The organism is Brevibacterium zhoupengii (genome assembly GCF_021117425.1).
Lineage (GTDB): Bacteria > Actinomycetota > Actinomycetes > Actinomycetales > Brevibacteriaceae > Brevibacterium > Brevibacterium zhoupengii.
In genome coordinates this window covers 2316177-2339990 of record NZ_CP088298.1, presented here as the reverse complement: position 1 = coordinate 2339990, position 23814 = coordinate 2316177, and the positions used below count along the sequence as shown (strand labels likewise).

The window sequence follows — 23814 nt, the reverse complement described above, 5'->3', positions numbered from 1 at the left end:
CAATGTAACGACCTAACGAAAGGAAGCTCATGGCTACACGTTTTGACCCCATCCGTGACCTCGATCGATTCTTCTCGGAAGTGACTCGCACCCCGAACTCCACTTCGCTTCCCATGGATCTCTACCGTGATGGAGAGGTCTTCGTCGCACGTATCGATATGCCGGGTGTTGACCCCTCGAGCATCGACGTCGACGTTGAGGATCGTACGCTGACCGTTCGCGCTCAGCGGCAGTCCGAGGTGGCGGACAAGGATGTGAAATGGCTGACCCGGGAACGGACGACTGGCACCTACGCACGCCAGCTCACCCTGGGCAATCGAGTCGCACTCGACCGGATCCAGGCTGACTACCAGGACGGTGTGCTGACATTGACCATCCCGGTGGCGGAGGAAGCTCGGCCCCGCAAGATCAATGTCTCGCACTCCAACCCGACCAGAGCCACCGAGGTTGTCGAAACCTCTCCGGTCCGTGATGAGGATCCGGCAGGAGCCTGATCGACTGACTGCTCCGTTGTGAGGGACTCAACTCACACGACGCATTCAACCGTGAGAAGCGGGCTGCACCCACTGGTTGAACTGCTCCCCAGAAGTTGGACTGAGAAATCAGACACCAACTACTGGGGAGCAGTTCTATGCATTCACGCAGTACCCTGACCGAACAACAACGAGAAGAACTGGACAGGCAACCAATCAGGCAACCGACTTGAGCACATACGCCAGGCACATATAGGGCAGTTCCAGCGTTCCGTCGACGGGGTGCTCAAGGGTGAAGTACTCGCGCAGGTTGGCCTCGACTCTGGCTCTGGTCCCCTGGTTCGAGCGCAGCCAATAGGAACGGGTGCGAGCCAGGTCGACGATTCCGTCCACAGTGAGTGGAGTGGAGAATTCGACCAGCTCATGAGCGACGAGTTCGAACCCGGCCGGGCTCGGTCGGAACGCGGGGCGATATACGTCCCCGGCATGCATGATCCGGCTCAGGCGCAGCACCCAGTCGACGCGGACGTCGAGTTGGTTGATGAGGATGAGCAACCGTCCGCCCGGTCGCAGGATGCGTGAGATCTCAAGCGCCGCAGTCGTTTCGTCGAACCAGTGCCAGGCCTGTGCCACGGTCACGACATCGACGCAGTCGTCTGGCAGCAGGGTGTCCTCGGCGCTGCCGCTGATGCTCTGCGCAGGATTGCTCTCCAACGCCTCTTCGTCGGGATCGACGGCGATGAGGTTGGCTCCCCGATCGAGCAGAGCACGACTGAGGATGCCCGTTCCCGCACCCAGATCGCAGACGTCGAGTCCGTTCCACTCAGTGGTCGCAATGTCGATGGCGGCATCGGGATAGCGTGGGCGCACTTCGTCATAGACGCCGGCCAGTCGACCGAAGCTGCGCCCGTGGGCCGATTGCGCGCGTGGTCTCACAGTTCGCCCACCCCGATTCGTGAAGTTCAATGATCGAGGACAACTCTATCCCGTCTCCGAAATTCGACTCACCTGCGGTATTTCTGTCCCTTCTGCCCTGCACCCGAGGCTGTGCAGCTCTCGGCGGCCTGTTCTCGTGGAAGGGCGGCTCCCGCGCCCGGGTCGGGAAGTGACTAGGATAGACGTACCGGTCAAACAACAGTGACAAGGAGCATCGATGTCCCCCACGCCCGAGCTGCAGGCAGAGCTGGAGAGCGCTTCTGGCGCCTATGAGGAATTCGCTTCCCGCGGGTTGAAGCTCGATATCACCCGAGGCAAGCCGGCAAGTGCGCAACTCGACCTGGCGGCAGATCTTCTGACAGCGGTGACACCCGATGACGTGATGACTCCCGGCGGGGTCGATACCCGCAACTATGGCGGGCTGGACGGAATCGTCGAGCTGCGTGAGCTCTTCTCCCCGCTGCTCAAGGTTCCTGCGAACCAACTTCTTGCTGGTGGAAACGCCTCACTGACCCTCATGGCCCAGGCTCTGACCTTTGCGATCATGCACGGCACCGTCGGTGACTCACGACCCTGGGGCCAGGGACCTCACAAGCTCATCTGCCCGGTCCCCGGCTACGACCGCCACTTCACGTTGGCCGAGTCGCTGGGCTTCGAGCTCCTCAGCATTCCCATGGACTCACAGGGTCCGGTCGTCGCCGAGGCTCAGCGTCTGGCAGAGGATGAGTCGGTCAAGGGAATGTGGTTGGTGCCGATGTACTCGAACCCGACAGGCATCACCATCACCGAAGAACGAGCCAAAGAGCTCGCGGCGATGCCGGCAGCGGCACCCGACTTCACTCTGCTGTGGGACAACGCGTACGGACTCCATCACCTCCGGGACGAGCATCCCGAGGTTCTCGACATCCTCGACATCTGTGCCAAGGCCGGACATCCGGAACGCCCGTGGATCTTCGCTTCGACCTCGAAGATCACCCATGCCGGTGCCGGTGTCTCCTTCTTCGGTGGGGGCCCGGAGACCACTGATTGGATCCGCTCGAATCTCTCGAAGATCTCCATCGGACCTGACAAGGTCAACCAACTGCGTCATCTGCGCTTCTTCGCCACCCCGGAGGGAGTCGAGGAGCACATGCGCCAGCACGCGCAGATCATCGCACCGAAGTTCGACGCGGTGCTCGACACCTTGGAACGGGAATTGGGCGGTACCGACCTGGCTCAGTGGACCCACCCGGACGGCGGGTACTTCATCACGTTGACCACATTGGAGGGCACTGCGGACCGGATCGTGAAGCTGGCCGCCGAGGCGGGGGTGAAGCTGACACCGGCTGGTGCCACCCATCCCTATGGTTTGGATCCGCACAACAACGTCATCCGCATCGCTCCGACCATGCCGACGGTCGAAGACGTGGAACTGGCTGCGCAGGGACTCGTGGCCTGTGTGAAGCTCGCCAGCTATGAGAAGCTCCTCGCCGGCTGAAGTCGGCGCTTCGCGCTGCGCGGCCTGAATACAAGAACTCCTGGTCGGTGCAATCACCGACCAGGAGTTCTTTGTCTGCGCTGGTGCCTCTGGCCTCAGTATTCGTAGAAGCCGCGGCCGGACTTGACTCCGAGCAGACCCGCATCGACCATGCGCGAGAGCAGCACTGGAGGCTTCGACGCAGGATCGCCGGTCTCCGTGTAGATGCTCTCAGCCGCGTACAGGCAGGTGTCGAGCCCGACCATGTCGGCAAGCTTGATCGGCCCCATCGGGTGCGCGCAGCCGCCCACCATTCCGGCGTCGATGTCTTCCTTGGTGGCGTAACCCGCTTCGAGCATGCGGATGGCGCTGCACAGATACGGGATGAGCAGTGCATTGACGATGAACCCGGGACGGTCCTGCGCTTGGATCGGGTTCTTGCCCAGCACCTCGGCGACGAACTCCGTGACCGAATCACGCACCGAATCGGCGGTGAGCACGGAGGAGACGATCTCAACCAGGGGCTGGACCGGTGCCGGGTTGAAGAAGTGAACCCCGAGCACCCGCTCCGGACGTGACGTCGATTGTGCGAATCTGATGATCGGCATCGACGAGGTGTTGGAGGCGAGGATCGCATCGGGATCGGTCACGACCTTGTCGAGCTCGGCGAAGATCGACTTCTTGATGTCCTCGTTCTCGCTTGCGGCCTCGATGACCAGCTGACGATCGGCGAGTTCGCCGATGTCGGTGGTGAAGCGCAGCCTGCCCATCGCCTCGTCACGGGCCTGAGCATCGAGCTTTCCCTTCTCGACCGCACGGGCCAGGGACTTCTCAATGCGAGCACGACCAGCTGCTGACGCTTCGTCGTTGATCTCTCGGACGATGACGTCGAGACCTGACTTTGCCAGCACCTCGGCGATGCCTGCTCCCATGAGTCCGCTTCCGATGACTGCAGTGCGTTGAATGCTCATCTGGTGCTCCTTTTTGTTGCAGTGGTGATTCGTCGTTGTTGGTTACGGCTGCCTGGCGAGGAACCAGTCAGAGCCGCGGATGGCCTTCATCGCCTCTCGGCGACGCTCCTTGGGAAGTGTCTGAACGTAGACCTGACCATCGAGATGAGCGACCTCGTGCTGGAGCATCTGGGCGAAGACCTCGGTGCCGGAGATCTCCACGGGTGAGTTCTCCGCATCCACACCGCGCACACGAGCGAACTCGTAGCGCGGTGTGGGGAAGAACAGCCCGGGGACAGACAGGCAGCCCTCTTCGATATCGCGCAGCTCCCCGCCGACCTCGACGACCTCGGGGTTGATGACATACCCCGTTCGGCCGTCGAGATCGTATCCGAATGCCCGCACACCGACGCCGATCTGCGGCGCCGCCACGGCTGCCCGGCCCTCCGGCAGGGACGTGTCCACGAGGTCGTGGGCTAATGCTCTCAGCCCCTCATCGAAGACAGTGACCGGCGCGCACGGACTGCGCAGCACCGGATCACCCCACAGGCGGATGTCGCGTTCAGCCATCGATGACCACGACGAGGTCGCCGCCTTCGAGCTGCTGGACGTTGCCGATGGCGATACGCGAAACGGTGCCGGCCTTCTGAGTGGTGATGGAGGCTTCCATCTTCATTGCCTCGATCGTGGCAACCGTGGCGCCGGCCTCGACCGTGTCGCCTTCGGCAACCTGCAGGGTGACCACACCGGCGAACGGGCTGGCCACGTGACCAGAATTCGTCGGATCGGCCTTCTCCGCGGCCTTGACGTCGCTTTCGACGGCGCGATCGCGAACCTGCAGCGGACGCAGCTGGCCGTTGAGGGTGAACATCACCGAGCGCATGCCGCGTTCGTCGGTGCCGCTGATGGCTTGGACTCCGATGAGGAGGTCCTTGCCCTTCGACAGTTCGACGGCGTGTTCCTCTCCTGCAGTGAGACCGTAGAGGTATTCAGAGGTCTCGACAACGGACAGATCACCGTAGTTGGCCCGCATCTGCTCGAATTCCTTGGTCGGGCCAGGGAACAGAAGCGAATTGAGCTTGGCCTGCCGTGCGGTGCCCGGTGTCTCCAACGCTGCCGCATCTTCAGGTGCGAGGTCTTCGGAGACAGCATTGTGCCTGCGGCCTGCCAGAGCCTTCGTGCGGAACGGCTCGGGCCATCCGCCTGGAGGATCGCCGAGGTCGCCGCTGAGGAATCCGATGACCGAATCCGGGATGTCGAATTTGTCCGGGTTCTCGGCGAATTCCTTGGGATCGACACCGGCACCAACGAGGTGGAGCGCAAGGTCACCGACGACCTTCGATGATGGAGTGACCTTGACGAGGTGGCCGAGAATGGCATCGGCTGCCGCATACATGCGCTCGATCTCCTCGAACCGCTCCCCCAGTCCCAGTGCCACAGCCTGCTGGCGCAGGTTGGACAGCTGCCCGCCCGGGATCTCGTGCCGGTAGACACGGCCCGTCGGTCCGGGCAGACCGGACTCGAAGGGGGCATAGACCTTGCGGACCGATTCCCAGTAGGGTTCGAGATCGCTGACAGCGTTGAGGCTGATCTGAGTGTCGCGTTCGGTGTTCTCGAACGCTGCCACCAGTGCGGACAGGCTCGGCTGACTGGTAGTCCCGGCCATGGCCGCCGAAGCGGCGTCCACAGCGTCCGCCCCGGCCGCGGCTGCAGCGAAGAGAGTGGCCAGCTGTCCACCCGCGGTGTCGTGGGTGTGGACGTGGACCGGGAGATCGAAGTTCTCCCGCAATGCGGTGACAAGCTGCGTCGCGGCGGCTGGGCGGAGGAGTCCGGCCATGTCCTTGATCGCGAGCACATGTGCTCCGGCAGCGACGATCTGCTCGGCCAACTTGAGGTAGTAATCAAGCGTGTAGAGCTCTTCACGCGGATCGAGGATGTCTGATGTGTAGCACAGAGCAACCTCGGCGACTGTGGTGTTCGTGGCGCGAACCGCTTCGATGGCCGGGCGCATCTGCTCAACGTCGTTGAGGGCGTCGAAGATGCGGAAGATGTCGATGCCGGTGCGAGCCGCCTCATCGACGAAGGCATCGGTGACCTGCGTCGGGTACGGGGTGTAGCCGACGGTGTTGCGACCGCGCAGCAGCATCTGCAGGTTGATGTTGGGCACTGCTGAGCGCAGAGCGGTCAGCCTTTCCCAGGGATCTTCGCCGAGGAAACGCAGAGCCACATCGTAGGTAGCACCGCCCCAGGCTTCGATGCTCAGCAGCTCCGGTGTCATTCGGGAGACGTGCCCGGCGACTGCCAGCAGGTCACGGGAGCGCACCCGGGTGGCGAGCAGCGACTGGTGAGCATCGCGGAACGTGGTGTCGGTGACGGCCAGCGGTGTCTGGTTGCGCAGCGACTGGGCGAAGCCGGTGGGACCGAGTTCGAGGAGTCGATCACGACTGCCCGGCGTCGGATCGGCGCCGAGGTCGATGTCGGGCAGCTTCTCACCCGGGCGAATGCGCACGCTGGGCTCGCCGTTGGGTCGGTTGACGGTGACGTCGGCCAGGTAGTCGAGGATCTTCGAACCGCGATCCGCGCTGACTCGGGCGTCGAGCAGATGGGGGCGCTCTTCGATGAATGATGTCGCCAGGTCGCCAGCGATGAACGATTCGTCTTCGAGCACGGCCCGCAGGAAGCCGATGTTCGATGAAACGCCGCGGATCCGGAATTCCGCCAGGGCTCGGCGTGCACGTGAGATCGCCTGTTCGAAGTCGCGCCCACGGCAGGTGAGCTTGACCAGCATCGAGTCGAAGTGGGCGCTGACCGCGGCACCTGCGTGGACGGTGCCGCCGTCGAGTCGGACGCCCGCGCCGCCGGCAGAACGGTAGGCGGTGATGGTTCCGGTGTCAGGGCGGAAGGCATTTGCCGGATCCTCGGTGGTGATGCGGCACTGGAGGGCGGAGCCTTTGATCCGCATGTCTTCCTGATTCAGGCCGATCTCGGCCAGGGTCTCCCCTGAAGCGACGCGCATCTGAGAGGCGACCAGATCGACGTCTGTGATCTCCTCGGTGACCGTGTGCTCTACCTGGATACGCGGGTTCATCTCGATGAAGACGTGCTGACCCTTGCGGGGCCCATCGGTCTCGAGGAGGAACTCAACGGTTCCTGCGTTCTGGTATCCCAGCGCTTTGGCGAACTTGAGGGCATCGGCGTGAAGTGCGTCAGCGATGGCCGGGTCCAGGTTCGGAGCCGGAGCAAGCTCGACGACCTTCTGGTGACGACGCTGGACCGAGCAGTCTCGTTCGAAGAGATGAATCGCATTCGAGTCATTGTCGGCAAGGACCTGGACCTCGATGTGACGCGGACGCTGCACGGCCTGCTCGATGAAGACCGTCGGATCACCGAAAGCACCTTCTGCTTCGCGCATTGCGGCTTTGAGTGCGTCTTCCAGCTGTCCGGATTCGCCGACACGGCGCATTCCGCGTCCGCCGCCTCCGGCCACAGCCTTGACGAAGAGTGGGTACTCCATGGACTCCGCGTCGGCCAGCAGCTGGGCGATGTCGGCAGAGGGGCGGGTCGAATCGAGTACGGGAATCCCGGCATTGCGTGCGGCCGTCAGGGCCTGCACCTTGTTGCCAGCGAGTTCGAGTACGTCGGCCTTGGGGCCGATGAAGGTGATTCCTGCCTCATGGCAGGCTCGTGCCAGGTCGGGATTCTCCGACAGGAAGCCGTAGCCGGGGTAGATGGCGTCGGCTCCGGATTCCTTTGCGACGCGCAGCATCTCTTCAACACTGAGGTAGGCACGGACAGGGTGGCCTTCTTGGCCGATCATGTAGGCCTCGTCGGCCTTCATGCGGTGTTCGGAGTTCCGATCCTCATAGGGGAAAACAGCGACAGTGGAGGCGCCGAGTTCGTACGCTGCTCGGAACGCGCGAACGGCAATCTCTCCACGATTTGCCACAAGAACTTTAGAGAACATCTGTGTCTCTCACTTCTGTATCGATCGCCTTCAGGCGATAGTCGACGGGCTGTCGAGGAACCACTCTACTCAGTGACCTATGCCACTCGAATACAGGGGGTCCCATTTTCACCCGACTGCCACGCCCGGCGTGGTCGTGACAGCTCAGCCGGGCCGGATACGTTAACGTAGGAGAGTGCTTGTCCTAAGTATCAGCAGCCTCAAAGGCGGAGTCGGTAAGACGTCCGTGACACTCGGTCTTGCCTCGGCCGCATACAACCGGGGAATTCCGACCTTGGTCGTCGACATGGATCCGCAAGCGGACTCCTCGACCGGCCTTGATGTTCCGACGTCGACACGCGTCGACATCGCCGATGTGCTCGCTGCTCCTAAGTCCCAGAAAATCCTGTCCGAGGCGATCATCCCCTCCGGGTGGGTGGGCGATAAGCTCGGACACCTCGATGTGATCTCCGGCTCCCCCAGGGCCGCGGAGTTCGATCGGCCCTCGCTGTCTGAGCGGTACCTCCGGCGGCTTGAAGACGCGTTGAGTCGGGTGGCCAAGGGCTATCGACTCGTGCTCATCGACTGTCCGCCGAGCCTCAACGGACTCACACGCACCGCGTGGACGGCCAGCAATCGTGTGGCTGTGGTGACTGAGCCCAGTCTGTTTTCGGTCGCTGCAGCCGATCGCGCCCTGCGAGCCGCGGATGAACTGCGCCAGCGTGGCACCTCGGATATCCAGCCACTGGGTCTTGTGGTCAACAGGGTGCGTGCCGGGTCCAACGAGCATGACTATCGGATCTCAGAGATGCGGGAGATGTTCGGGCCATTGGTCCTCAATCCCCCGCTGGCCGAGCGCGCAGTGATGCAGCAGGCGCAGGGATCGGCTCGCCCGATTCATTCCTGGCCCGGAAAACCGGCAGAAGAGGTGGCGACCTCGTTCGACGCACTGCTGGAGCGCGCCCTGCGCTCGGAGAACATTCGCCCGCGCAAAGCTCCGAAGCAGTAGGTTCACTAGGACCGAGATCTTTCCATCGGGTGCAGCTGACTGAGTTCAGTTGCACCCGATGACATTTCCGCGGAAGAATTGCGTGCCGACGAGTCCTCAACGCAGCGCCTGAACGATGCCGAGGCGAACCGCTGTTGTTGACCCTGGCATTGAATATGAGTGTGGCCCGTCCTTTAGGACGGGCCACACTCATCGATCCCCCATGGTGTCCCTATCTGGGACTGCCCGGTATCCGGGCGATCAGCCTGTTCAGCCGAGTTTCTGAGCTCGTCGTTGGGCGAGTTCGTCCATCTCGACGATGGCTGTGTCATCTTCGGGAAGCCGTTCGCTCGGTAGTTCGGAGAGACTGCCTTCGACTTCGTTCCAGACACGACCGACGGCGATGCCGAAGACGCCCTGTCCGCCCTGCAGGAGGTCAACGACCTCATCGGGTGAAGTGCATTCGAAGACGCTGGCTCCATCTGACATCAGAGTGATCTGTGAGAGATCTCGAACTCCACGTGACCGCAGGTGGTCGACGGCTGTGCGGATCGACTGCAACCCGACGCCGGTGTCGAGGAGTCGCTTGACGATCTTGAGGACAAGGATGTCACGGAAGCTGTAGAGCCGCTGGCTGCCCGATCCGGTTGCATTGCGAATCGAGGGAGTCACCAGGTCGGTGCGTGCCCAGTAGTCGAGTCGGCGGTAGCTGATGCCGACGACCTTGCACACGGTCGGACCACGGTAGCCGGCCTCTTCATCGAGGACAGGCAGATCGTCGTCGAACAACAGACCCTGAGCGGCTGGCGGTATTGGCGTCGGCTCGACGCTTTCATGACTTGAGCGGTTCACACCGACTCCTCCTTATAGTCCCTGGGGGAAGCGAGGTCGCTTTGAAGGGCAGAGAACATTTCCATTCTAGCTCTCTTCTCAGCGAACCTACAGTGGGATTCAACATCTCCAAGCTATTCTTCCCGGCCTTCCAGGACAAACACCTCAAGGTAACAATTTCTGCGTGTCGCCGTTATCGCAGTATTCGAACACCCGAATCAGTGCCGATTGAGCAGCCCGAGGCCCACTAAGAGGAGCCAGTCACTCTGCTTCGGGAGGGATCTTGTGATCCTCGGAGCCAACTGGTCCCGGGGACTGCTCGTCCTCGGGTTTGGGTTCCTCAGTCTTCTTCGGTTTGGAGCTGGTGAGGAGTTTGGTCTTGACGGTCGAGGCGTACTTGTCGACGTATTCCTGCCCGGACAGCCGCATGATCTCGTACATGATCTCGTCGGTGACGGAGCGCAGGAGGAAGCGGTCGGCCGGAAGTCCCTCGTACTTGGAGAAGTCCATCGAGGACCCGAAGACGATTCCGACGCGCCGGAACTTCGGGATCAGGCGGCCTGCAGGCTGAATCTTGTCGGTGCCGATGATGGCGACGGGAATCACCGGTGCACCGGATTCGAGGACCAGTCTGGCAACGCCGGTGCGGCCACGGTAGAGCTTGCCGTCCGGTGACCGAGTTCCCTCCGGGTAGATGCCCAGAGAGTTGCCCTCGCCGAGCACTTTGAGTCCAGACTCAAGCGACGCCTGCGAGCCGGATCCCCCGGCCCTGTCCATCGGCAGCTGATTGTTGAGTTTGAAGAACCAACGTGTGACGGCGCCTTTGAGGCCGCGACCGGTGAAATAGTCCTTCTTCGCCAGGTAGACGACGGGCCTGGGTACGAGCAGGGGAACGAAGATCGAATCCATGAAGTGGTTGTGATTCCCCGCGATGATCGCAGGCCCATCGGACGGGAGGTTGTCCAGCCCGCGAACCCAGGGGCGGAAGAGGATCCGCAGAATGGGTCCGGCCACGACTCGCTTGAGAAACCAGTAGAACACGAGCACCCTTCCCTGTCACGACTCTTTGTCGTTCTCGGACATCATATATCGACACCATCACCGCACATTCATGCCATGCTGATGCTATGGAGATCGACTACTCACCACAATCGGTGCCGACTGCACCTTACCGGCAGATCGCTCCGGACTCGGAGTCTGCTGTGCTGTTTCTCCATGGGATCACCGGTTCACCGGCCGCGTGGTTTCCCATTGCCCGGTCCCTCAGCGATCACGGGATCAGCGTCAGCGTGCCGCTGCTCCCCGGACACGGCACACGCTGGCAGGATCTCAACGCCACGAAGTGGTCTGATTGGCTCGACGCGGCGAGGGCAGAAATGTCGGCGCTGTCGCAGACTCACTCACGGGTAGTGGTGGCAGGACTGTCGATGGGCGGGGCCTTGGCCTTGGCCCTGGGAGCCGACGATTCGCCTCCCGATGAACTCGTCCTCATCAACCCGGCCCTGTACATCGATTCCCCGCTGACTCCACTTCTTCCGGTCCTCAAACACGTCGTCGCCTCGGTGCCGGCGATCGGCGGAGACATCGCCCACCCGGACCGCTGCGAGTACGCCTACGACCGGACTCCTGTCGCTGCTATCGCGTCATTCGCCTCGGCACAGTCGAAGCTTCGCGAACACCTGTGGCGGATCGACTGCCCGGTGACCCTCTTAATCTCCGGCAGCGACGGTGTCGTCGGTCCGCGCACTCTCAGGACCCTGCGATCGCGTCTGCCCACAGCTCCTGCCATTCGGTCCCTGCGTCGATCGCGTCACGTAGCCACCTTGGACAATGACGCGGACACCATCGCCGAGGTGATCCTTGAGAAGGCGACATCCGCCGGTGGCGCAACCGCAGGAACCCCGGGCGACAGGGAATAGAGACGTCAAGGAGATTGCTGATAGAGAACATGGACGACGAGAAGAACGAGGACTGGCGCAACGAGGTTCCCGAATCGGAGCGGCTCGGCGATTCCTCACGCATCAGTGACAGTCACTGGGAAGATCTCGTCAACCAGATTGCCGAACCTAGCGCAATGATGGGCGATATGCCTGTCGACGAGGTCAGGGAGCGCCTCGAAGAGGAAGAAGGGTGGGAACCCGGCCCAGCCGCACCGATCGGTTGGCGCACGGCTTCGCCGACACTGATGCTCTCTGTCGTCGCCACATTCGGTGCCGTGCTCCTGTTGCTCCTCGGCGTGATCTTCTTCCGACCTCTGCCTGGCTGGTTCCTGCTGGTCGGTATCGCCGTCGGCCTCGGAGGGGCAGTCGGACTCTTCTTCCATCTCCCGACAAGCCGCACGTCCGACGGAGACAATGGTGCTTCTGTTTGAACACAGGCTCTGATCTCGAGTCTCCTCCTATGTCAGGGGCGAGTGAAATACTGGGGTGCATGTCTGCCCCATTCGACCGCACTCCGACAGCAACCGAATCCTCACAGCTGTCCTTCGACTCTCTTGGCACACCGCTGCACGAGGTCACATTCGTCATCGTGGACTTAGAGACGACCGGCACAACCGCTGGAAAGTCGGAGATCACGGAGATCGGCGCCGTCAAGACGCGTGGCGGCGAGGTCCTCGGCGAATTTCAGTCTCTGGTCAAGCCCGAGGAATCGGTCATCAGTCCTTTTGTGGCACGGCTGACCGGCATCACACACGCCATGGTCGACGATGCACCATCCATCCGGTCGGTCCTTCCCAGCTTTCTGGAATTCTGCGTCGGCGCAGTCCTGGTCGCGCACAATGCTCCCTTCGATATCGGGTTCCTCCGCTCAGCCTGTGAAAAACTCGACTACCACTGGCCGCAGCCGACAGTCCTCGACACAGTCACCCTGTCTCGGCGAGTGGTCAGTCGAGACGAGGTGCGCAATCACAAACTGTCGACGCTCGCCGCTCATTTCGGCACCGAGGTCTCCCCCGACCACCGGGCGCTGTCCGATGCCAAGGCCACAGGAGAAGTGCTGCACCGGGTCCTCGAACGATTCGGAGGCTACGGCATCACAACGCTGGAAGAGCTGGCCACGGTGCGCCAGGCAGGCTGGGCCAAGCGCCAGGCCAAGTCGCACCTGGCTAAGGGAGTACCGGCAGAGCCGGGTGTCTACATGTTCCTCGATGGAACTCGCCGCGTCCTCTATATCGGGAAGTCAGGCAACATGGCTCGGCGGGTCCGAGGCTATTTCAATGCCTCGGAGAATCGGGGCCGGATGGCGGAGATGATCACAGCTGCCCAGGAAGTCAGCAGCCTGCCATGCGCGCATGCCCTTGAGGCCGAAGTCAGAGAGATCCGCCTGATCGGCGAGCTCGCCCCGCCGTACAACCGACGTTCGAAGAATCCCGAACGCAATTCCTGGATCGTTCTCAGCAATGAGGAGTATCCACGTCTCTCAGTGGTCCGGTCGAACACGGCATTGGAGAAGTCACCTGCAACTCCCCTAGGTCCGTTCCGATCACGCAAGACAGCACAGGCGGTGAAAGAGCTGCTCGATACCCTCTATCCGGTCAAACGGTGCACAGCGAAGATCACTGCCTCCAACCTCGCCTCCCACCGCCCATGTGTGAGTTCCCAAGTCGGTCAGTGCGGAGGTCCCTGCGCCGGGGTGCTGGACAGGCAGGCCTACCTGGATGACATCGCTGAACTGTTCGAGGTCATGGCCGGAGACTTCACTTCGCTGCGCAGTCTGTGCACACAGCGAATGTCGAGGCTGGCTGACGAAGCGAGGTACGAAACCGCCGCGGAGGTGCGCGACGCTATGAGGTCGGCGTTATCGTGTGCGGCACGGGCCGAACTGGTTCAGGCGCTGCGGGTTGTCCCCGAGATCCTTGCTCACGCCCCGGGGCCTGAAGGCGGGATCGATCTCGCAGTGATTCGTCACGGGAAGTTGGCTGCAGCCTCACACGTCCGTGGTTCGCAGGTGGTTGGCGAGTCTTTCGCCGCGATTGCCGCGACCGCCGAATGGGTGCCGGCGCCGGGAAGGCTTCCAGCCGTCACCGATTCTCTGCCCGAGGAGACGCGGTTGCTGTCCCAATGGTTGCGCTCTGCGGTGCTGACATCAGCGCGGGGGACGTGGTCGTTCCCCCGCGCTGGTGCCAACTACCATGCGCAGGAGTCAGGGGCGGTTCGTCTCAGCGACCCTGTGTGAGACCTCGATCAACTGATCGAGTTTCTGTGCGCCGAGGCCGGCGTCAACGGTCTTTTCAGCAATGACGAGCTTTGCCGCCATTCGCTCCGTTAAACTCCCCACCGATGATTCATCGGCCGCGACCAGTGCCGCTGCAGTGTTGATCAGCACAATGTCGCGTACCGCTGACTTCTCTCCGTTGAGCACCGAACGGGTGATCTCGGCATTCTCATCGGGGCCACCGCCGCGCAGATCGTCCTTCGTCACGCGTTCGAAGCCCAGATCCAGAGCATCGAAAGTCATGTGCTCGACCTCGCCGTGGCGGACTTCCCACACGTCGTTGACATCGGTGTTGCTCAGTTCGTCCAGTCCGTCTCGGGACCGGAACACGATGGCCTGGTGCCCCCGCTTGGCCAAGGTGCCCACAACCAGAGGCGCCATCTGCGCGTCAGCCACACCGATGGCGGTGTGGCGGGCACGAGCCGGGTTCGTCAGCGGGCCGAGAATATTGAACGCGGTCGGCACGCTGATCTGGCGACGAACGGCGGACACGAACTGCATAGAGGGATGGAAGACATTAGCGAAGCAGAAGGCCAGGCCGACTTCCTTTGCAATGATCCCCGTCTGCTCCGGCGTGATGTCGAAGCGAACGCCGAGGGCTTCGAGGACGTCCGCAGAGCCGGAGGCTGAGGAAGTCGCACGGTTACCGTGCTTGACGACGCGCTGGCCCGAGGCAGAGATGATCATTGCCGCCGTCGAGGAGATGTTGGCAGTCTTCGCGCGATCCCCGCCGGTGCCGACGATGTCAACGGAATCTTCGAGGCCGGGCAGCGGCACCGCGTGGTCCATCATGGCCGAGACCAGGCCTGCGATCTCCGATACGGTCTCACCCTTAGTGTGGTGGGCCACCAGAAATGCGGCCATTGTCACATCCGGAGTCTGCCCCGACATGATCTGGTCCATTGCCCACGCTGCAGCGGACTCATCAAGGTCCTGCTGGTGCATGAGGTTCATGAGCATATCGGGCCAGTTGTAGGTGGCGCCCTCAGGTGTGGTTCGGGTCCCGGAATCCTGTGTTTCCGGGGCTGTCGTACGCGGTGTCTCCGTCATCCGAATGAACTCTCCTTAAGGTGCTGCCACCACCTCTGACTACGAGATGGAACTTACCTGCGGCATCCTATCCTGTCTTCGACACGCGGGGGCCAGCTGATCCGAATACGAGATTCCGGCATCAAATCAAGGTTTTCGCTACACCGTGTAGAAAAATATTCACCGAAAGCTGGGTAAAAGATGAAAACTCACCCCGAGACGAGTAATAATGGGGTTGTGTCAACTGCCACTGCATCTCAAACAGCGCCAGCACATCCGGTTGTCAATCGTCCGAATGTGACCACGGTGGGCTTCATCGTGTTCCTCGCGAGCGACCTGATGTTCTTTGCCGCGCTCTTCGCCATGTACTTCACCATTCGATCCGTTGTGCCGGAATTATGGGAGACCCAGACTGAGGTTCTCGACATCCCATACGCGCTCGGCAACACGCTGATCCTGGTGTCGTCTTCATTCACCTGCCAGCTGGGCGTCTTCGCAGCGGAGAAGTTCCGGCCTCGCCGGACGGGCTCCCTGTTCAACGTCGCCAAATGGGGAATGGTTGAGTGGTTCTACCTCACCTTCCTGCTGGGCGCGGTCTTCGTCTCCGGCCAGGTAATGGAATACGCCACCCTGGTCAGCGAAGGCATCGCCATCAACAGTGATGGCTATGGCTCTGTCTTCTACCTGACCACTGGGTTCCACGGTATTCACGTGACCATCGGACTCATCTGCTTCCTGCTTGTGATCGGACGAGCATACGGAGCCAAGAAGTTCGGTCACCATGACGCCACATTCGCGATTTGCGTGTCCTACTACTGGCACTTCGTCGACGTTGTCTGGGTTGGTCTCTTCGGAGTCATCTACCTCCTTCAATAGTCGGCTCGAGATGCTCGGCCATTCGGACTCACAACATTTAAAGCAAAGGACGATCACGTGAAGCTTTTAGCAGATCGCCGCAGGCACCCAATGGCACTGGTTGTGCTGCTCTTGGTGGCACTGCTGCTGACTGGCGGAGCCTACGCACTCTTCACGCAGACCTCGAGCGCCCAAGCGGATACCGCCAGCGCCTCAGATGTCGAGGAAGGCAAAAAGCTCTTCGCAGCGAACTGTGCAACATGCCACGGTCTCAACGGCGAGGGTTCGAAGGCCGGACCGGGTCTCATCGGCGTCGGCGCAGCTGCCGTCGATTTCCAGGTCGGAACCGGTCGTATGCCGCTGCAGGCCAATGGGCCGCAGGCACGTACCAAGGAACCTCAGTTCGATGAGGAGCAGACCGCGCAGCTCGCTGCCTACGTTGCTTCGCTGGGTCCCGGCCCTGCCGTTCCTGAGGAAGAGAACCTCGACGCATCCAAGGGTGACCCCGCCGCCGGCGGTGGCCTCTTCCGCACCAACTGCGCCATGTGCCACAACGTGGTCGGCGCCGGCGGTGCGCTCACCCGCGGCAAGTACGCTCCGAACCTGTCGGACGTCTCCGAGAAGCACCTCTATGAGGCAATGCAGACCGGTCCGCAGAACATGCCAATCTTCAACGACGCGAACCTGACTCCTGATGACAAGCGCGACGTGATCGCCTATGTCAAAGAGGTCTCGGAGACCCCTTCACCCGGTGGCTTCAAGCTGGGATCGCTGGGACCCGTGGCAGAAGGACTCTTCATCTGGTTCTTCGGGCTCAGCGCGGTTATCGGACTGACAGTATGGCTGTCATCCAGGTCAAAGTGAGTCAGTCAATGTCGTTCAGTAACCACCACGAGAAAAGACGGGGAATTCAATGACCTCGAAAGACCACTTCGGCGGCGGCAGCCAGCTCGAGGAGTTGAATGGGTTTACGAACCCGGGGCTGCCGGAACATAAGCCGCGAGTCGCTGACCGCGATCCGAAGGCCGCGAAGGTAGCCGAGCGCCAGGTGGCGGCTTGGTTCGTCCTGTCGATGGTCGGAACCATCTGGTTCATTGTCGCTTACTTCCTGTTCACACCGGGTGAGACGATGCAGAGCATCCGTCTCCACAACACCTCCATCGGCCTTGGTGCCGCGGTGGCGATGTTCTCCATCGGCGCCGGTGCTGTGCTGTGGGCCAAGAACCTCATGAGCGACCACGAGGGCATCGACGAACGTCACGACATCGGTGGCAGTGAAGAGGATCAGGCCGTTGCGCTCGAGATCCTGCATCAGGCGAAGGAAGAGTCGGGCATCGCCCGCCGCCCCCTTCTGCGCAACACACTGATCGCGGCCTTGGCCATCGCTCCCCTGCCAGCTGTCCTCGTCTTCCGTGACCTGGGACCGCTGCCCGGGGACACGATGTTCAACACCCTCTGGGGCAAGGGCGTTCGCCTGATCCAGGATCCGGGCGGTATTCCGTCTGTGGAATCCGAACGTCCCATCAAGGCTGATGACGTCACCATCGGTTCGGCCTACCATGTTCTTCCGTCGGGCATCGGCGATGAAGAGAACGCCGAGCACCCTCTCAACGAGAAGGCCAAAGCGGCCGTTCTTCTCATGCGCATCGATCCCAAGGAACTGAAAGAGGATCCGGACCGCAAGGATTGGTCGCACGACGGAATCGTCGCGTACTCGAAGATCTGCACCCATGTCGGTTGTCCTGTCGCGCTGTACGAGCACCAGACGCACCACCTGCTCTGCCCGTGCCACCAGTCGACCTTCGACGTCACCGAACACTGCAAGGTCATCTTCGGCCCGGCTAAACGCCCATTGCCTCAGCTGCCCATCTCGGTCGACAGCGACGGCTACCTGGTCGCACAGTCGGACTTCCCTGAGCCCGTCGGACCTACGTTCTGGGAGATCAACCACCCATGAGTACTACACAACCCACAACCGCCATCGGGAAGGCCGCGAACTTCACCGAAACCCGCGTCGGGGCTTCGGTCCTCGTCCGCGAGTTCGGACGGAAGATCTTTCCTTCCCACTGGTCGTTCATGCTCGGTGAAGTCGCTCTCTACAGCTTCGTCATCGTTATCCTCTCCGGAACGTTCCTGACCTTCTTCTTCACCCCTGCGATGGGCGAGATGCACTACGAGGGTCCTTGGGCTCCGCTGCGCGGCGTCGAGATCTCAGAGGCGTACAACTCGACCCTGGCGATCTCATTCGAAATCCGTGGCGGACTGTTCATTCGTCAGATGCACCACTGGGGTGCCCTGCTGTTCGTTGCCGCACTGAGCATTCACATGCTGCGCGTGTTCTTCACCGGCGCGTTCCGTCGCCCTCGCGAGCTCAACTGGATCGTCGGTGTGCTCCTGGTGATCATGGGTATGGCGGCCGGCTTCACCGGCTACTCGCTGCCCGATGATCTTCTCTCGGGCAACGGTCTGCGAATCATTGACGGCATTGTGAAATCGTTGCCCCTGGTGGGAACGTATCTCTCTTACTTCATCTTCGGCGGTGAGTTCCCCGGCACCGACATCGTCGCCAGGCTCTACTCGCTCCACATCATGATCGTTCCGGCACTGCTGATCGCTCTGATCGGTATCCACCTGGTGTTTGTCGTCGTGCACAAGCACACACAGTACCCAGGCGCTGGCAACACTGAGAAGAACGTCGTCGGCGAGCCTGTCTTGCCGACATTCGCAGCCAAGGGTGGAGGCTTCTTCTTCCTCATCTTCGGTCTTGTTTCATTGATCTCTGCGTTGTTCACGATCAACCCGATCTGGAACTACGGCCCGTACGACCCGTCTCCGGTGTCGGCCGGTACGCAGCCTGACTGGTATATCGGCTGGGCAGACGGATTCTTGCGCATCGTTCCAGGCTGGCTTGAGTTCTACATTGCCGGTTGGCCGATCTCGTTGAATATCAACAGCGCCGTGATTGTCATGGGCGGCGTCTTCGGCGCGATGTTCATCTATCCGTTCTTCGAGTCCTGGCTGCTCAAGGACAAGCGTGAACACCACATCCTCGATCGTCCACGCAACAATCCCACTCGTACTGCAATCGGTGTTGCCGGCATCATCTTCTACTGCAACATGTGGGCCGCAGCCTCGGGCGATATCGTTGCTGTGTTCTTCCAGATGTCGCTCAATGACATGATCTACATTTTCCGTTTCTTGTTCTTCTTTGGGCCGATCATCGGCTACATCATCACGAAGCGGATGTGCATCGGTCTGCAGCGCAAGGATCGTGAGATCGCACTGCATGGTCGGGAGACGGCCAACATCATCCGGCTCCCCCATGGTGAGTTCCTTGAGCGTCACGAAGCACTGCCGCCACATAAACTGTGGAAGCTGACAGCATTCGAGTCGCCATCGTATACACCGGCAGAGCCGAATGCCGAAGGCAAGATCACTGGACTCGAGAAGTTCCGTGCGAAGCTGTCCAAGTTTTTCTTCGAAGACCGCGTCGCACCGGTGACGAAGCAGGAGCTTGAAGCATCGCATCACGATCATGATTCTGTAGAGTCGAACTCTCACAAGAAGATTGGTTACTGAGCTAACGCGAGTTCGGATCGTAGAATCCTGATGAACCAGTGATCAGACGGAGGGGCCCAACAGCCAATGTTGGGCCCCTCCGCCATGTTGCTTTGGAGTACGGCAAACTGTTCGAGCTGGACAGCTCGACGGCCTCAGTCGCACGTGTGGCCATCGCTCGTTGGGACCCCTGTTTCTCAGCTCGGCTGCAGTGTCGAGGTGATCGTGGTTTCGACCTCCCTCGCCTCACAGGCTCAGAATCAAGCTGGGCTGTAGTCCTTCTGCTGCGACTGGGTAGCAACACTCGACTGGGTAGCACCACGAACATGCCACCGACCAGTTGTCTGGCGTCGTTCCAGGGGACGTATTCTTCACCCAGGTGCAGATTTCGATGACTGACAGTCGACACTCCCCCGTGGCGAGTAGGTCAGTGGAACTATCAGTGGCGAACGACGTCAGAGCAGACGATTTGGATGATCACGGGCCGTCTTTTCGGCCAGCATAGTGTCGACCTGCGACAAGCCCGGTGCCCACACCGACTATCCGCTGAGCAGACGGTCCAGGGGTCTTACAACAGTCATGACCACGAGACGCAGAGTCTGCTTCATTGACCGATGGCGGGAACACGGAGACGGCGACGGTGGGAGGCTCGCGCTGGTGTCGAAGGCAATACGAGCGCTATCGAACTGAATATGAACCTCAACTCAGAGTTTGCACCCGTTCGAGCCAAAGCATCGGCACCCATCACGGCCTCAAAGATAATGTCTCCATTCGCGCCGCGAGACTCATGTTGACGGTCGAGTGCAACGTTGCGAAGTGCCCAAGCGCCGGGCTCTGATCGGCCCTGATCACTGGCCACTGCCCCTGCGCCAATTTGATCACTCTGGGTGGCCATACAGGGCTCGTGCGATGGCTCGAGGCGACAAAAGTCGGGGATACCGTCAAGGCTATGAGAGTCTCGGAGAACATAGCCTTCCACCGCTGCGCGTGGGAGGAATACTCATCTATGTCGGGACTACCATGTCGCGTTCACGCGCTGACACACTTCGATAGCCGACAGGACCATTCTTCCGATATCTTGTCTGGTCAATCGGACGTCACATGCAGTCTATGTGCCAGCTAGGTTGATCGGCATGATTTGGGCAGGGACTCCGGAGTGATCATCCAACAGACGAAAACGGCCTGAGCAGCCCACAACCAGCGCGAAGACTGGTCCTTGCGATACCAAGTTGCATCTCTTTGTCGTGACACAGGCACCTCGGGGCTTTTCAAGCGCTCCTGATGGCGATAGCTGTGATGATGACGTCGCAGTATGTTCGGGCATCCCTAGAAGAACCAATTGATGCGGTGTTCGATCCACTGACAGGGTCTGATGACATCGGCCCTGAGCTCGGGCCGCTACCTCCCACAGGCGAGCACCCGGACACGGCGAGCGAGAACAGCTGGCGACCAGTTATCGGATGAGGTCGCATGTTCGGCTGAGCAGGGAACTGACGATTCTTTGGGTGAATACGTTGATGGCCCGAACTCATAAGAGTCCGGGCCATCAACGTTATCTTCAAACAGTGTTCGCTCTACACCGAATCAGTGGGCGTGATCCCCACGATCGTGTTCGTAGGAGAGTCCGACGAGAGCGACGAGGCCGAGCACCGCACCGAAGGGGAAGATCCACCAACCCATAGCGATTCCGTAGAACGACACAGCGGCCGCGCCGGCACACACGATCGGCCACCAGCTCCATGGGCTGAAGAAACCGTACTCCGCGTCGGCATCGGAGATCTCTGCATGCTCGTTATCCTGGGGCTGGCGCCCGACCCGACGGTCGGTCAGCCACAGGTAGACGCCTATCATCAAGGACATCGCACCGACAAGGAGCAATGCCGGGAAACCGACCATCTCGGAGAAGTCCGTGTAGAACCCATAGAAGACTCCAACGGCTGCGAAGAAGAGGCCACAGATCACGAAGACATAGATCGAGGATTTCACTTGACTTTACCTCCTGTGAGTTGCGGCTCTGCGGTCCCGTGCCCAGCGTACTCGAGTAGCTCCGGGTGGTTCACATCGAATGCCGGGCGCTCGGAACGGATGCGCGGCAGCGAGGTGAAGTTGTGGCGAGGAGGTGGGCAGGAAGTCGCCCACTCCAGTGATCCGCCGTAACCCCAAGGGTCATCCACTGTCACCTTAGGTGCATTGCGAGCGGTGATCCAAACGTTCCAGAAGAAGGGAACCATGGACAATCCGAGGACCATTGCTCCGACTGTTGACACCTGGTTCATCCAGGTGAAGCCGTCCTGCGGAAGGTAGTCGGCATAGCGGCGGGGCATGCCGTCGACTCCCAGCCAATGCTGGACGAGGAAAGTGCCGTGGAAGCCGACGAACAGCATCCAGAAGTGAATGTGCCCCAGCTTCTCGTTGAGCATCCTGCCGGTCCACTTCGGCCACCAGAAGTAGAATCCCGCGAACATCGCGAACACGACCGTACCGAAGACCACGTAGTGGAAGTGAGCCACGACGAAGTAGGAGTCAGAGACCTGCATATCAAGGGCAGGGCTGGCCAGGATGACACCGGTGAGACCGCCGAAGAGGAATGTGACGAGGAACCCGATGGACCAGATCATCGGTGTCTCAAAGGTGATCGACCCTCGCCACATCGTGCCGACCCAGTTGAAGAACTTCACCCCTGTCGGAATCGCGATGAGCATTGTCATGAAGGCGAAGAACGGCAGGGCTACAACGCCGGTGACATACATGTGGTGGGCCCAGACGGTCACAGACAGCGCTGCGATCGAGATTGTTGCGAAGACCAGTTCTTTGTAACCGAAGACGGGCTTGCGGCTGAAGACAGGGAATATCTCCGTCACGATACCGAAGAATGGCAGAGCGATGACATAGACCTCGGGGTGCCCGAAGAACCAGAATAGGTGCTGCCACAAGATCGGTCCCCCGTTGCCGGGGCTGAAGACGTGGGATCCCAATATTCGGTCGGATCCCAACACGAGCAGAGCCGCCGCGAGAGGCTGGAAAGCCATCAGGACGAGGATACCGGTGATGAGAACGTTCCAGGTGAAGATGGGCATACGGAACATTGTCATACCGGGAGCACGCATCGTGATCACGGTGGTGATGAAGTTGACCGAACCGAGGATCGTTCCGATTCCCTGCAGGGCCAAGCCGAGAACCCACAGGTTTCCGCCGGCGCCCGGAGTGAACGTCGTATTGCTCAGAGGCGCGTAGGCAGTCCATCCGAACGAGGCCGCTCCCTGAGGAGTGAGGAAACCGGAGAGGGCGATCAGCGATCCGAACAGGAACATCCAGAAGGCGAAGGCGTTCAGACGGGGGAAAGCCACGTCTGGGGCACCGATCTGCAACGGCATGATCACGTTGGCAAAGCCAGCGAACAACGGAGTCGCGAACATCAGCAGCATGAGCGTGCCGTGCATCGTGAACAGCTGGTTGTACTGCTCCTTGGTCTCAATGATCTGCATGCCCGGGTCGAAGAGTTCGAGCCGGATGATGAGCGCCATGACGCCACCGACGCAGAAGAAGATGAACGACGCGATCAGGTACATGTAGCCGATCGTCTTATGGTCGGTCGACGTGATCCAGTCGACGATGATCTTTCCCTTGCTCCGAGGAACAACGGGGGCGTCAAGGGCCGCCTGATTCATCGTTGCGGTCATTTTTCAGCACCTTCTTTCGGGTACCAGTTGCGATCGTACTCAGGGCCGAGCTGGCCCTTGTTGCCTTCGTCGGCGAGGGACTTGGTGTAGTCCTCGAACTCGGCCTTGGAGACGACCTTCACATTAAAGAGCATTTCAGAGTGGTATTCACCGCACAGCTCAGCGCACTTGCCCACGTACTCGCCTTCTTTCTCGGCGCGCAGATGCAGACTCTGGTCGTGACCAGGAATCATGTCGCGCTTCTCGAGGAAAGCGGGGACCCAGAACGAGTGAATGACATCGCGTGAACGCAACTTGATCTCGAGGTCGGTATCGACCGGGAGGTAGAGGGTCGGAGCCTCCTCCCCCGGCTTCTCAGTGCCGTCGAGCGGAACCTGCGTACCAGCGAAATACACGTCTTGATTGACGTAGTTGAAGTCCCATGCCCATTGTTTGGCAGCGACTTCGATGACCTGCTCACCTGGAGTGGTGTCGTCAGTGGTCTTCTCCATGACCTGGACGCTCTGGAAGAAGAATCCCAGGACCAGGATGACTGGAGTGACCGTGAACAGGATTTCGATCGGCATACTGTAGCGCAGCTGCACAGGCAGTCCGCGATCGTTCTTGCGGCGGCGGTAGGCGACCATCGACCACAGAATGAGTCCCCACACGATCAGCCCCACGATCAGCAGGGCGATCCATGCACCGTTCCACAGGGAGGTATAGGCCTCAGTGTGGTTGGTGGCGCCCTTCGATTCGGCGGGGAAGAATCCTGTGGAGACCTGCTCTTTCGTGCAGCCGGACAGCAACGCCAGTACAGCGACGGCGCCCAGAGTGCCGAGCCGCTTCGCCCAGGACCTTCCCGGTCCTGCCTGATTCGGAGAATCCACGTGCAGCCTTTCACAACCTTATTCGCCCCGG

General features: G+C 60.8%; 20 protein-coding genes. 10 read left to right on the top strand and 10 right to left on the bottom strand.

What is annotated here, in order from left to right:
- Nucleotides 1-29: 29 nt before the first annotated feature.
- The gene (locus LQ788_RS10685) at nt 30-494 is read left to right on the top strand and encodes an Hsp20/alpha crystallin family protein (RefSeq protein WP_009884626.1); all 465 of its coding nucleotides are present in this window, start codon (nt 30-32) and stop codon (nt 492-494) included.
- A 195-nt stretch (nt 495-689) separates the two neighbouring features.
- Here the strand turns inward: LQ788_RS10685 and LQ788_RS10680 are convergent, their stop codons facing one another.
- Nucleotides 690-1409, bottom strand: a complete 720-nt coding sequence (locus LQ788_RS10680; protein ID WP_231440831.1) for a class I SAM-dependent methyltransferase — start codon at nt 1407-1409, stop codon at nt 690-692.
- A gap of 217 nt (nt 1410-1626) precedes the next feature.
- Here LQ788_RS10680 and LQ788_RS10675 point away from each other — a divergent pair, with 217 nt between their 5' ends.
- Entirely contained in the window at nt 1627-2886 is a 1260-nt protein-coding gene (locus LQ788_RS10675) for an aminotransferase class I/II-fold pyridoxal phosphate-dependent enzyme (RefSeq protein ID WP_231440829.1), read from the top strand.
- Between the two features lie 95 nt (nt 2887-2981).
- Here LQ788_RS10675 and LQ788_RS10670 read toward each other — a convergent pair whose 3' ends face one another.
- From LQ788_RS10670 to LQ788_RS10660, 3 genes are read right to left on the bottom strand one after another with little or no spacing between them, the layout of a single operon-like run.
- Nucleotides 2982-3836, bottom strand: a complete 855-nt coding sequence (locus LQ788_RS10670; RefSeq protein WP_231440827.1) for a 3-hydroxybutyryl-CoA dehydrogenase — start codon at nt 3834-3836, stop codon at nt 2982-2984.
- A gap of 42 nt (nt 3837-3878) precedes the next feature.
- Nucleotides 3879-4385 carry a peptide deformylase gene (locus LQ788_RS10665; protein WP_231440825.1) on the bottom strand — a complete coding sequence of 169 codons (507 nt, stop codon included), beginning with the start codon at nt 4383-4385 and terminating at the stop codon, nt 3879-3881.
- Nucleotides 4378-7779 (bottom strand): pyruvate carboxylase, encoded by a 3402-nt coding sequence (locus LQ788_RS10660; RefSeq protein ID WP_231440823.1) that lies wholly within the window; start codon nt 7777-7779, stop codon nt 4378-4380. The genes LQ788_RS10665 and LQ788_RS10660 overlap by 8 nt, the downstream gene beginning before the upstream one ends.
- Nucleotides 7780-7954: 175 nt before the next feature.
- On the opposite strand from LQ788_RS10660, the gene LQ788_RS10655 reads away from it, so the two are divergent.
- The gene (locus LQ788_RS10655; protein WP_231440822.1) at nt 7955-8767 is read left to right on the top strand and encodes a ParA family protein; all 813 of its coding nucleotides are present in this window, start codon (nt 7955-7957) and stop codon (nt 8765-8767) included.
- Nucleotides 8768-9016: 249 nt separating this feature from the next.
- Here the strand turns inward: LQ788_RS10655 and LQ788_RS10650 are convergent, their stop codons facing one another.
- A complete protein-coding gene (locus LQ788_RS10650) occupies nt 9017-9598 on the bottom strand; it encodes a MerR family transcriptional regulator (protein ID WP_317207034.1) in 582 nt (193 codons plus the stop codon).
- 240 nt (nt 9599-9838) lie between these two features.
- Nucleotides 9839-10618 (bottom strand): lysophospholipid acyltransferase family protein, encoded by a 780-nt coding sequence (locus LQ788_RS10645; RefSeq protein WP_231440820.1) that lies wholly within the window; start codon nt 10616-10618, stop codon nt 9839-9841.
- Nucleotides 10619-10704: 86 nt separating this feature from the next.
- Between LQ788_RS10645 and LQ788_RS10640 the strand changes: the two genes are divergently transcribed.
- The 3 genes from LQ788_RS10640 to LQ788_RS10630 are packed head-to-tail and all read left to right on the top strand — an operon-like array spanning nt 10705 to nt 13753.
- Nucleotides 10705-11496, top strand: coding sequence for an alpha/beta hydrolase (locus LQ788_RS10640; RefSeq protein WP_231440817.1), 792 nt, complete (start codon nt 10705-10707; stop codon nt 11494-11496).
- A gap of 29 nt (nt 11497-11525) precedes the next feature.
- Nucleotides 11526-11948 (top strand): hypothetical protein, encoded by a 423-nt coding sequence (locus LQ788_RS10635; RefSeq protein WP_231440815.1) that lies wholly within the window; start codon nt 11526-11528, stop codon nt 11946-11948.
- Nucleotides 11949-12007: 59 nt separating this feature from the next.
- Nucleotides 12008-13753 carry a DEDD exonuclease domain-containing protein gene (locus LQ788_RS10630; RefSeq protein ID WP_231440813.1) on the top strand — a complete coding sequence of 582 codons (1746 nt, stop codon included), beginning with the start codon at nt 12008-12010 and terminating at the stop codon, nt 13751-13753.
- Here the strand turns inward: LQ788_RS10630 and trpD are convergent.
- Nucleotides 13721-14842, bottom strand: a complete 1122-nt coding sequence (gene trpD / locus LQ788_RS10625; protein ID WP_231440811.1) for an anthranilate phosphoribosyltransferase — start codon at nt 14840-14842, stop codon at nt 13721-13723. The two genes, LQ788_RS10630 and trpD, sit on opposite strands and share 33 nt — an antisense overlap.
- 216 nt (nt 14843-15058) lie before the next feature.
- Here trpD and ctaE point away from each other — a divergent pair, with 216 nt between their 5' ends.
- Genes ctaE through qcrB form a run of 4 tightly spaced genes read left to right on the top strand, consistent with a single transcriptional unit; the run spans nt 15059 to nt 19255 of the window.
- The gene (gene ctaE, locus LQ788_RS10620) at nt 15059-15697 is read left to right on the top strand and encodes an aa3-type cytochrome oxidase subunit III (RefSeq protein WP_441439615.1); all 639 of its coding nucleotides are present in this window, start codon (nt 15059-15061) and stop codon (nt 15695-15697) included.
- A gap of 57 nt (nt 15698-15754) precedes the next feature.
- A complete protein-coding gene (gene qcrC / locus LQ788_RS10615; RefSeq protein ID WP_231440809.1) occupies nt 15755-16540 on the top strand; it encodes a cytochrome bc1 complex diheme cytochrome c subunit in 786 nt (261 codons plus the stop codon).
- A gap of 49 nt (nt 16541-16589) precedes the next feature.
- On the top strand, nt 16590-17633 hold the full coding sequence (gene qcrA, locus LQ788_RS10610) for a cytochrome bc1 complex Rieske iron-sulfur subunit (RefSeq protein ID WP_231440807.1): 1044 nt from the start codon (nt 16590-16592) through the stop codon (nt 17631-17633).
- Nucleotides 17630-19255, top strand: a complete 1626-nt coding sequence (gene qcrB / locus LQ788_RS10605) for a cytochrome bc1 complex cytochrome b subunit (protein ID WP_231440805.1) — start codon at nt 17630-17632, stop codon at nt 19253-19255. Before qcrA ends, qcrB begins: the two co-directional genes overlap by 4 nt.
- A gap of 1563 nt (nt 19256-20818) precedes the next feature.
- On the opposite strand, the gene LQ788_RS10600 is transcribed toward qcrB, so the two are convergent.
- The 3 genes from LQ788_RS10600 to ctaC are packed head-to-tail and all read right to left on the bottom strand — an operon-like array spanning nt 20819 to nt 23783.
- The gene (locus LQ788_RS10600; RefSeq protein WP_231440803.1) at nt 20819-21220 is read right to left on the bottom strand and encodes a cytochrome c oxidase subunit 4; all 402 of its coding nucleotides are present in this window, start codon (nt 21218-21220) and stop codon (nt 20819-20821) included.
- The gene (ctaD, locus tag LQ788_RS10595) at nt 21217-22914 is read right to left on the bottom strand and encodes an aa3-type cytochrome oxidase subunit I (RefSeq protein ID WP_231440801.1); all 1698 of its coding nucleotides are present in this window, start codon (nt 22912-22914) and stop codon (nt 21217-21219) included. The genes LQ788_RS10600 and ctaD overlap by 4 nt, the downstream gene beginning before the upstream one ends.
- The gene (gene ctaC, locus LQ788_RS10590) at nt 22911-23783 is read right to left on the bottom strand and encodes an aa3-type cytochrome oxidase subunit II (protein WP_231440799.1); all 873 of its coding nucleotides are present in this window, start codon (nt 23781-23783) and stop codon (nt 22911-22913) included. The genes ctaD and ctaC overlap by 4 nt, the downstream gene beginning before the upstream one ends.
- Nucleotides 23784-23814 lie beyond the last annotated feature (31 nt).